Annotated in this window: 9 protein-coding genes; all 9 read left to right on the top strand. The window is 43.8% G+C overall.

Features of this window, described 5'->3' with window-relative positions:
* Positions 1 to 129 precede the first annotated feature (129 nt).
* Positions 130 to 576, top strand: a complete 447-nt coding sequence (gene rpiB, locus M3200_RS02515) for a ribose 5-phosphate isomerase B (RefSeq protein WP_022381969.1) — start codon at positions 130 to 132, stop codon at positions 574 to 576.
* A 1-nt stretch (position 577) separates the two neighbouring features.
* A complete protein-coding gene (locus M3200_RS02510) occupies positions 578 to 1,135 on the top strand; it encodes a TIGR01440 family protein (protein WP_022381968.1) in 558 nt (185 codons plus the stop codon).
* Positions 1,136 to 1,208: 73 nt separating this feature from the next.
* A complete protein-coding gene (glyA, locus tag M3200_RS02505) occupies positions 1,209 to 2,447 on the top strand; it encodes a serine hydroxymethyltransferase (RefSeq protein ID WP_022381967.1) in 1,239 nt (412 codons plus the stop codon).
* A 157-nt stretch (positions 2,448 to 2,604) separates the two neighbouring features.
* The gene (locus tag M3200_RS02500) at positions 2,605 to 3,702 is read left to right on the top strand and encodes an efflux RND transporter periplasmic adaptor subunit (RefSeq protein WP_022381966.1); all 1,098 of its coding nucleotides are present in this window, start codon (positions 2,605 to 2,607) and stop codon (positions 3,700 to 3,702) included.
* Entirely contained in the window at positions 3,702 to 4,418 is a 717-nt protein-coding gene (locus tag M3200_RS02495; RefSeq protein WP_022381965.1) for an ABC transporter ATP-binding protein, read from the top strand. Before M3200_RS02500 ends, M3200_RS02495 begins: the two co-directional genes overlap by 1 nt.
* Complete coding sequence (locus tag M3200_RS02490; protein WP_022381964.1) at positions 4,415 to 5,629, top strand: ABC transporter permease; 1,215 nt, start codon at positions 4,415 to 4,417, stop codon at positions 5,627 to 5,629. The genes M3200_RS02495 and M3200_RS02490 overlap by 4 nt, the downstream gene beginning before the upstream one ends.
* A 192-nt stretch (positions 5,630 to 5,821) precedes the next feature.
* Positions 5,822 to 6,958, top strand: coding sequence for an acyl-CoA dehydrogenase family protein (locus tag M3200_RS02485; protein WP_022381963.1), 1,137 nt, complete (start codon positions 5,822 to 5,824; stop codon positions 6,956 to 6,958).
* A gap of 540 nt (positions 6,959 to 7,498) precedes the next feature.
* Positions 7,499 to 8,512, top strand: a complete 1,014-nt coding sequence (gene pheS / locus M3200_RS02480; protein ID WP_502685331.1) for a phenylalanine--tRNA ligase subunit alpha — start codon at positions 7,499 to 7,501, stop codon at positions 8,510 to 8,512.
* Positions 8,513 to 8,532: 20 nt separating this feature from the next.
* Positions 8,533 to 9,494: phenylalanine--tRNA ligase subunit beta (locus M3200_RS02475; protein WP_288178088.1), on the top strand; the 962-nt coding region annotated here is incomplete at its 3' end.

The following is a 9,494-nucleotide window of genomic DNA, read 5'->3' as shown; positions in this document are numbered from 1 at the left end:
GGAAGCTTTAAGTGCAGTAGTGGTAATTGATACATTTAAACCGTACATAGTGCATATTTATTTGCAATAAACTCCAATAAGGCGTATACTTTACGTAAAAGTTTATGTATTTTGACGAAAGGGAGAAATATGAAAATAGCCATTGCAAGTGACCATGGCGGAGTGGGATTAAAATCAGTTTTGATTAAACATTTATCCGACAAGAACATTGATTATGTTGATTGCGGCACTTATACAGAAGAATCCTGTGATTACCCTGACTATGCAGAAAAAGCGTGCAGGCTGGTGCAGAATGGCGAGGCAACATATGCTGTCCTTGTTTGCGGTACCGGTATCGGCATGTGCGTCGCAGCTAATAAAATGAAGGGAATCAGAGCGGCACTGTGCGGTGATGAATTTTCAGCACACTTTACCCGTGCCCATAATGATGCCAATGTATTGACACTTGGCGCAAGGGTTATCGGGCCAGGACTTGCTGAATCTATTCTCGACACTTTTTTATCCAGTGAATTTGAGGGCGGACGTCATGCCCGTCGTTTGGAGAAAATAAAAAAGATAGAAAACGAGGAATTGTAAGATGTATGAAGATCTCAAGGAACAAACAAGAAATTCCTTTAATGAGCTTTGCGAAACAGCCCAGTTTAAACCTGGCAGTTTAATTGTGGTCGGAGGATCGTCCAGTGAAGTAAGGGGAGGCGTGATTGGAAAGGACAGCTCTTATGAAGTTGGAAAGACTGTTACAAGTACAATTATCGAGGAAGCGGGCAAAAGACATTTGAGGCTTGCTTTTCAGTGCTGTGAACATTTAAACCGTGCTCTCATTATGGAAAGGGAAGATGCTGAATTCTTTGGGTATGATGAAGTTACAGTCGTTCCATGGCTTCATGCCGGCGGTGCATTTTCTACAAGTGCCTTCTATCAGTTCAAGGATCCTGTTGCAGTTGAAAGAGTAGCTGCCAGCGGAGGTATTGATATAGGTTTGACTATGATTGGAATGCATCTTAAAAGAGTGGCTGTACCCATCCGGCTGAAAGCAAACAGAATCGGACAGGCTTATGTTTCTGGTGCAAAAACCAGGCCGCCTCTTATAGGTGGTGAACGTGCCCATTATACAAGAGAGGATGGAATGGATTAAGATTTCAGAATCTCTTTATGGAATGATAATTGGAAATAGTTAAATTCGTGGGGATTTCAAGGAGGAAGGGAATATGGAGCATTTAAAAGCTGATCAGGCAGTATATGAAGCAATCCAGAAGGAATTAGGCCGCCAGAGGGATAAACTGGAAATGATCGCCTCTGAAAATATTGTCAGCTATGCTGTAATGGAAGCTCAGGGAAGCGTATTGACCAATAAATATGCGGAAGGATATCCGGGCAAGAGATATTATGGCGGATGTGAATATGTTGATATCGTTGAGCAATTGGCTATCGACCGTGCTAAAGAACTTTTTGGTGCAGAACATGTCAATGTTCAGCCGCATTCCGGCTCACAGGCAAATTTTGCCGTTTATTATGGGCTGCTGAATCCTGGTGACACAGTCATGGGCATGAACCTTACGGACGGTGGTCATCTGACACACGGAAGTACGGTCAATATCTCCGGAAACTATTTCAATTTCGTTCCTTACGGTGTCAGAAAAGAAGATGAACTTCTTGATTATGAAGCAATGGAAAAGATTGCCAAGGAAGTACAGCCAAAATTAATTATCGGCGGCACCAGCGCGTATTCCCGTATTATCGACTTTGAACGTATTGCAGCAATTGCAAAAGAAGTTGGCGCATTATTCATGGTCGATATGGCTCATTTTGCAGGTCTGGTTGCAGGCGGCGAATATCCAAGTCCGATTCCTTGGGCAGATATCGTAACGACAACTACACATAAGACACTTCGCGGACCAAGAGGCGGCGTCATCATGTGCAAGGAACAGTATGCAAAAGCCATTGATAAGGCTGTTTTCCCAGGCATGCAGGGGGGACCGCTGATGCATATCATTGCAGCAAAAGCGGTTGCTTTCGGTGAAGCACTCTCTGATGACTTCAAACAATACGCTAAACAGATCAAACGCAATGAAAAAGTTCTTTCTGATGAACTGCAGCGTGTCGGAATCCGTGTTGTTTCCGGCGGTACGGATACTCATGTACTCTTAGCTGATATGCAGGCCGTAGGCACAACCGGCAAAATAGCACAGAATGCTTTGGATGAAGTCGGCATTACTGTCAATAAGAACACAATTCCATTCGAAACGCTCAGCCCGTTTGTGACAAGCGGCATTCGTCTGGGATCCCCGGCCTTAACAACCAGAGGGCTTGTTGAGGAAGACTTTGTTGAAATTGCTGATATCATTGCAACAGTAGTCAAGAATCCTGAAGATGAAGCTGTTAAATCAGCATGTGCTGAAAGAGTCAAAAAACTTTGTGAAAAGTATCCGCTCTATCAGGATCTCTAATTGAACGAATATAATTTCAAAAAGGGTGAGTACGTAATGCAGGCGCAGGCGTACCCGCCCTTTTTTGATTCAGTGATATTGGGGGCAGTGCATCATGTGTGCTATAATTTAAACCATAGGGAATGGAATTCAAACACTCGATAAGGAGTTGGTGTATATGACAAAGAAAAAAGGCATAATAGCAATTATTGTTGTCATCTTGATTATTATTTCAGGTGCATACTATTGGTACACGAAATCAAATGAAACTAAAAAGGATGATTACACACTGGGAACTGTTGCAAGGAGCAATATAGGTTTGTCTATTGATGCGACAGGAACTATTGAACCGGTAAACAGCGTTGATTTGTCTGCGACAGCATCCGGTACATTGGAAAAGGTTTATGTCAAGCAGAATGAAAAAGTCACTAAGGGCGAGACATTGGCAACCATCGAATCAAAAGCACTGACCTCCACAATGAAACAGGCTCAGAATACATTGTCGAATAAGGAATCCTATTACGACAGATTGAATAACCTTTATAAACAGGGAGCGATATCTTATCAGGAAATGGACAATGCCAGACTTGATTATTTGAATGCACAGGCATCCTATGACAAAGCACAGGCAGATGTCAATGATACAGTCATTGTTTCCCCAATGGATGGGGTTGTCATCGGTGAACCAATGAAGGAAGGGGAAACCGTCTCCCAGGGGCTGTCCAGCCAGATGGTCATTGTGAGCGTTGCTGACCTTTCTTCCATGCGTATTGAGCTTCTGGTAGATGAAACAGATATTGGAGAAGTAGCCGTCGGACAGGGTGTAGAATTCACCGTTGATGCGTATCCGAATAAGACATTCCATGGTGTTGTTACTGATATTTCCAAAAAGCAGTATTCCTCATCCAGCTCTTCCTCCAGCTCTTCCAGCTCTGTCGTATATTATACGGTTTATGTTGGAATCAATAAGGACGAATTGGATGGGCTCTACCCCTCTATGACTGCCCGCGCAACAATCAAGGGACGTCAGGATGATGATGTCTTGACTGTTCCGGTAACTGCAGTCAGAACAGATTCAAATGGATCTTACCTATATGTAAAGGATGGAGACGGAATCAAAAAGTCCTATATAAAGACAGGAATTACGACAGATAAGGCCGTAGAGGTGCTTTCTGGTGTAAGCGAAGGCGATCAAATCGTCGTAAGCGGTACTGTATCTCAGGAAAAAACTGCGGCTCCGACGACAAGGGATACGCGGAGAGGACCGGGGTTCTAATGGCAATAAAAACAGATGAGCAAGCTGAAGAAGTTATCCGGCTCCAGGGAATAGGAAAGAGTTACTACATCGGTGATCAGGAAGTGCCTGTATTGACGCATATAGATCTTTCCATCACTAAGGGGGAATTCGTGTCGATTATGGGCCCTTCCGGGGCTGGCAAGTCCACACTGATGAATATCTTAGGCTGTCTTGACCGGCCGACAAAAGGGTCCTATAAATTAGACGGAAAAGAAGTCGCTAATCTGACAGATAAAGAATTGGCATATACCAGAAACAAGAAGATTGGATTTGTTTTCCAGAGCTTTAATCTGCTGCCGCGCCTGTCAGCTCTTGATAATGTTATTCTTCCAATGATATATGGAAATGTCTTTAAAAAAGAGCGCAAAGAACGTGCAGTGAAAATGCTGGAATCAGTGGGGCTGGGTGACCGTATAGACCACATGCCGGCGGAAATGTCAGGCGGCCAGAGACAACGCGTTGCCATTGCCAGAGCATTGGTCAATGATCCCGCCATTATCATGGCAGATGAACCTACAGGGAATCTTGACAGCCACTCGACCAGGGAAGTCATGGAGATATTTGCTGATCTTTATAAAATGGGGAAGACGGTTATACTGGTTACCCACGAAACGGATGTAGCCAATTATGCCAACCGCCATGTCGTATTGTCTGATGGCCATATTAGCAAAGACTTTAAGGGGCGTTTGCTATGACAAATATATATTTTGAAAGTGTGTTGATGGCCTGGAGTTCTATCATCAGCAATAAAATGCGGTCGCTATTGACAATGCTCGGTATTATTATCGGTGTTGCTGCGGTCATTGCATTGATGTCTATAGGTTATGGTGTCCAGTCATCAATCGAAAGCAATATCTCAAGCCTGGGAACGAATACAATCACTATTACTCCTGGTACAGGCAGAAAGCCCGGCATAAGGCCGGCTGCCGGTTCTATGCAGACTTTGACATACAAGGATTATGAAGCAATAAAGAATCTTCCTAATATCTCTTATGCAGCGCCGCTGGTCAATACGAGCTATGTCGTTGTCAATGGCAACAAGAACTGGACAACCCGCATCTATGGATGTACAGAAGACTATGCCAAGCTTTCAGATCTGAATGTTTCAGAAGGACGTTTCTGGACGGCAAGAGAATATAATGAAAGAGCAAGAGTGGCTGTTATCGGCCAGACGGTAGCAACAAGCTTATTTGGAGAGGAATCCCCGATCGGGCAGAAGATACGTATCAATGGCGATCCGTTTACCGTTATCGGACTGCTTGAGGCGAAAGGGTATTCCTTTATGGATCAGGACGATCGTATCCTCATTCCGTTTACTACCGTACAGGAAAGAATGCTCCATATAACATATGTCAATAATATTGCCATCTCATCGGAAAACAGCAGTGATTTAAGCCAGATAGAAACGGATGTTACGAACCTGCTGAGACTCAGGCATCATATAGCAACCGGGGCTGATGATGATTTTTCCATTCAGAATTCTCAGGATCTTCTGAAGACAATGGAATCAACGACCAGAACATTGACCATTTTCCTGGGAAGTATCGCTGCTATTTCCCTTTTGGTAGGCGGTATCGGCATCATGAATATCATGCTCGTTTCCGTTACGGAGCGTACCAAGGAAATCGGCATCAGGAAAGCACTTGGAGCAACTTATGAAATGATTATTGTCCAGTTCTTGATTGAATCTGTGACAGTCAGTGTCGCCGGCGGGCTGATCGGGGTCATCCTTGGAATTATTATTTCAAAGATCATTCCTTATGTTTCTACCTTAACCACGGTTTTGACAGTAACCCCAATCTTGGGATCTTTCTTATTCTCTGTGCTTATTGGTTTGATTTTTGGTATATATCCAGCACAAAAGGCTGCCAAATTGAACCCAATTGATGCCCTTCATTATGAATAAGTCAGATAATTGATTTCCTGTTTTATAGAACTGATTATTTCTTTATTATGTCTGATATGCTAAAATTTTACAGAGATCAGCATTAACTTGCATCTGATGATTTTTCAGACTATTTCACAGTATAAGCAAAATAGGGAAGAGACCGTTGAACTGATGTATTGTTAATTTTTATGTACCTAATGGAGGTAAAGTATGGATTTTTCGCTGACAGCCAAACAGCAGGAGCTAATCGGATTAGCTAAAGAAATTAGTGAGAAGGAAATAGCTCCCAGAGCCTTGGATATTGATAAAAGCGGAGTTATGGATGAAGATCTTCTTAATATTTTGAAACAGTCAGGAATGACTACCCTGGCTGTGCCAGCTGAGTATGGCGGACCAGGACTTGATCTTCTTACGGTTGCTCTGGTGACAGAAGAAATCGCAAAGGGGTGCGCTGGTGTTGCTACTGTCTGTGCTGCTAACTCCTTAGCTTCTTTCCCGGTTGTTGTAGCGGGTTCTGAAGAACAGAAAAAAGAATACTTCGACTGCCTGAATAAGGGCGGCATGGCATGTTTCGCACTTACCGAACCGGGGGCAGGATCTGATGCCGGGGCTGTTGCGTGCAAGGCAAAAAAAGTAGAAGGCGGATATCTGCTTAATGGTACGAAATGCTTCATCACCAATGCACCGATTGCTGATAAGATCACTCTCTTTGCAAATACAAGAGAATTCGGCGGCATTCGCGGGCTGACTGTATTTATGGTGGATAGAAATACACCGGGCGTTACAATTGGCAAAGAAGAAGACAAGATGGGTATCAGAGCATCTGCTACATCTGAAATCATTCTTGATGACTGCTTCGTGCCGGTAACGGCTCTGGTAGGCAGAAATGGTATGGGATTCCGTATTGCGATGGAAACTTTAGAGAAGTCCCGTCCTATTGTAGGCGCCATTTCCGTCGGCATTGCACAGGCGGCTCTTGAACATGCCATTCACTATGCCCACCAGCGCAAGCAGTTCGGACAGAAGATTGCATCGTTCGAAATGGTTCAGGAAATGATTGCCGATATGGTCATGAAGACAGAAGCTGCAAGAGCTCTTGTTTATAAAGCCTGCTGGCTTGAAATGAACAATGATAAACAGGCTTCTCTGTATTCTTCCATGTCTAAGTGCTATGCATCTGATGTGGCAATGGAAGTAACTACGACTGCCGTGCAGGTTATGGGCGGCAATGGATATTCCCGTGAAAATCCGAATGAAAAATACATGCGCGACGCCAAGATCATGCAGATTTATGAAGGAACCAATCAGGTACAGAGACTGGTTATCGCCAATGCTGCATTGTATTAATTGGAAATTTTAATTGACATTTCCGTCTGGAATGTTAAAATATTTTTATCATTATAGCAATGACGAAGACAGAACTCCCAAGTTCTCTCATAGGGATCCGATGATAGTGGAACATTGGAAGGGTACCGGAGTTTATTCACTTCAGAGCTTTTGGCTGAACGGAGTAGGCCAAACGTAGGGACTGCGTTAAGGTTTTCAAGATATAAATTAGGGTGGTACCGCGAGTAAGAGAACCTCGCCCCTTTGCCGGGGCTGGGTTCTTTTTTTATTTAATTATTTGATTGTTCACTTTTCTGATTACATCAAAAAAGTATTTTTACAGGAGGGGACTGGAACATGGACAAGGATTTAGAAGAGCTTAAGGTAAAAGCTCAGCAAATGCTTAAAAAATGCAGAGAGGATGACTTAAGTGTAGAAAACCTGCCTGATGTCCGCAAATCTTTAAACAATCTGCTGAATGATATCAAATCTCACAAATTGCTCGAGGATGTCGAATTCATGAAAATTGCAAAGGAACTTGGCAATGAGGTTGTTAATTTCATCAATACTGATTTAGCTGAATTGATGAAATCTGCCGAAGAAAAAATCAGTGCAGCAGTTGATGAAAGAGAACTGCAGGATGCCAAAGTATTTTATCTTGGCAAGAAAGGAAAGCTGACCGCAATCCTTAAAAACATGAAAGACGTTCCCGCAGACCAGCGTCCGGTTATCGGCACTGCAGCGAATACAGTCAGGGCTGCTGTTGAATCTTTCATCGGTGAAAAGCAGGCACAGCTTAAGGCAAAGCGTCTCGAAAGCCAGATTAAAAATGAGACCGTTGATATTACACTGCCCGCCAGACACCATAAGGCCGGCCATGTCCATCCATTGGACAAAGCTTTGAGAAAGATCATGGAATCCTTTGTTCGTATGGGTTACTCTGTCGAAGAAGGACCGGAAATCGAATCGGATTATTATAACTTTGAATGCCTCAACCTGCCGAAAGATCATCCCGCCAGAGATATGCAGGATTCATTCTACATAACAAATGAAATTCTCTTAAGAACACACACTTCTCCGGTTCAGGCCCGCACCCTTAGAAGACATGAACCAAACTCTCCAATCAGAATGATTGCTCCTGGCAAAGTTTTCCGCTGGGATAATGATGCTACACATTCTCCTGTATTCCATCAGGTAGAAGGCTTAGTCGTCGATAAGGGCATCAGCTTTGCTGATTTGAAAGGAACACTGGAAATTTTCTTAAAGGATCTGTTTGGTTCCGATACAAAGATCAGATTCAGAGCCAGCTACTTCCCGTTCACAGAACCATCTGCTGAAGTCGACATCTCCTTTGCTTCCAGAACTCATGATGAGGGCGGAGATCCTGACTGGCTGGAAATTCTTGGCTGCGGCATGGTGCATCCTCAGGTATTGAGCCTTAACGGGTATGATCCGCAGCAGGTGAGCGGCTTTGCCTTCGGTATGGGTATTGAACGTATTGCCATGCTGCTTTACGGAATTGATGATCTTAGAAACTTCTATGAAAATGATGTAAGATTTTTGGAACAGTTCTAAGACAGAGAGGGGATATTAGAATGAATGTATCTTTAAAATGGCTGAGTACATTAGTTGATATAAAGGGCCTCGATGCTGAAGAAATGGCCGAAACTCTGACTATAGACGGAATACCGGTTGAACATGTCATTTATCCGGGAAAGAACCTCAGGGGCGTTGTAACCGGGGAAATACTCAGCGTTGACAAGCATCCTGATGCAGACCGCCTTTTAGTCTGCAAGGTCAATGTTGGAAGCGGCAAAACCGTTCAGATTGTTACCAGTGCACATAATGTTGAACCGGGACAGATTGTACCGGTCGCTCTGGATGGTGCACATGTGCCGGCAACTCATGATGCAAGCCAGCCTTCGGGTCTGAAATTTGGTGATACACTGATCAAGGCAGGAAAGCTCAGAGGTGTTGAATCTGCCGGAATGATGTGTTCCGCTGGTGAGATGGGCCTTGATTTGAATCTTTATCCTGAACTTAATAAGGAAGGTATTCTGATTCTTCCCAAGGATACACCTGTAGGGAATGATATTCATACCTTATTTGACTTGGATGACGTTGTTTATGAAATGGAACTGACTGCCAACAGAGCCGACTGCTTCAGTATGATAGGTATGGCGCTTGAAGTTGGTGCAATTTTCAACCGCAAGGTCACTTTGCGGGAAATCGCAGTCAGGGAAACGGGTCTCCCGATTGCTGGCCGCGCTTCCGTTCATATCAGTGATTCCAAATACTGCAAGCGTTTTTGCGGACGCCTCCTGGAAAATGTCACCATTACACGTTCTCCTGTGTGGATTGAAAACCGCCTGAGAAGCAACGGAATCAGGCCAATCAATAATGTGGTTGATGCGGCCAATTACGTTATGCTCGAAATCGGGCAGCCTCTTCATACGTATGATTATGACAAGATTGACGGCCATTCATTGACATGCCGTCATGCAGAAGAGGGAGAAAAGATAGTAACCCTCGATGAAAACGAGAGAATCTTATCCTC

The sequence above is a fragment of the Dialister sp. CAG:357 genome (genome assembly GCF_000435155.1).
Taxonomy (GTDB): Bacteria; Bacillota; Negativicutes; order Veillonellales; family Dialisteraceae; genus Dialister; species Dialister hominis.
Note: the sequence above shows the minus strand (reverse complement) of the source record. Positions and strands in the feature narration are given on the sequence as shown.

Coding starts and splice junctions, on each gene's coding strand:
- rpiB (WP_022381969.1), top strand. CDS start 130: ATGAAAATAGCCATTGCAAGTGACCATGGCGGAGTGGGATTAAAATCA.
- M3200_RS02510 (WP_022381968.1), top strand. CDS start 578: ATGTATGAAGATCTCAAGGAACAAACAAGAAATTCCTTTAATGAGCTT.
- glyA (WP_022381967.1), top strand. CDS start 1,209: ATGGAGCATTTAAAAGCTGATCAGGCAGTATATGAAGCAATCCAGAAG.
- M3200_RS02500 (WP_022381966.1), top strand. CDS start 2,605: ATGACAAAGAAAAAAGGCATAATAGCAATTATTGTTGTCATCTTGATT.
- M3200_RS02495 (WP_022381965.1), top strand. CDS start 3,702: ATGGCAATAAAAACAGATGAGCAAGCTGAAGAAGTTATCCGGCTCCAG.
- M3200_RS02490 (WP_022381964.1), top strand. CDS start 4,415: ATGACAAATATATATTTTGAAAGTGTGTTGATGGCCTGGAGTTCTATC.
- M3200_RS02485 (WP_022381963.1), top strand. CDS start 5,822: ATGGATTTTTCGCTGACAGCCAAACAGCAGGAGCTAATCGGATTAGCT.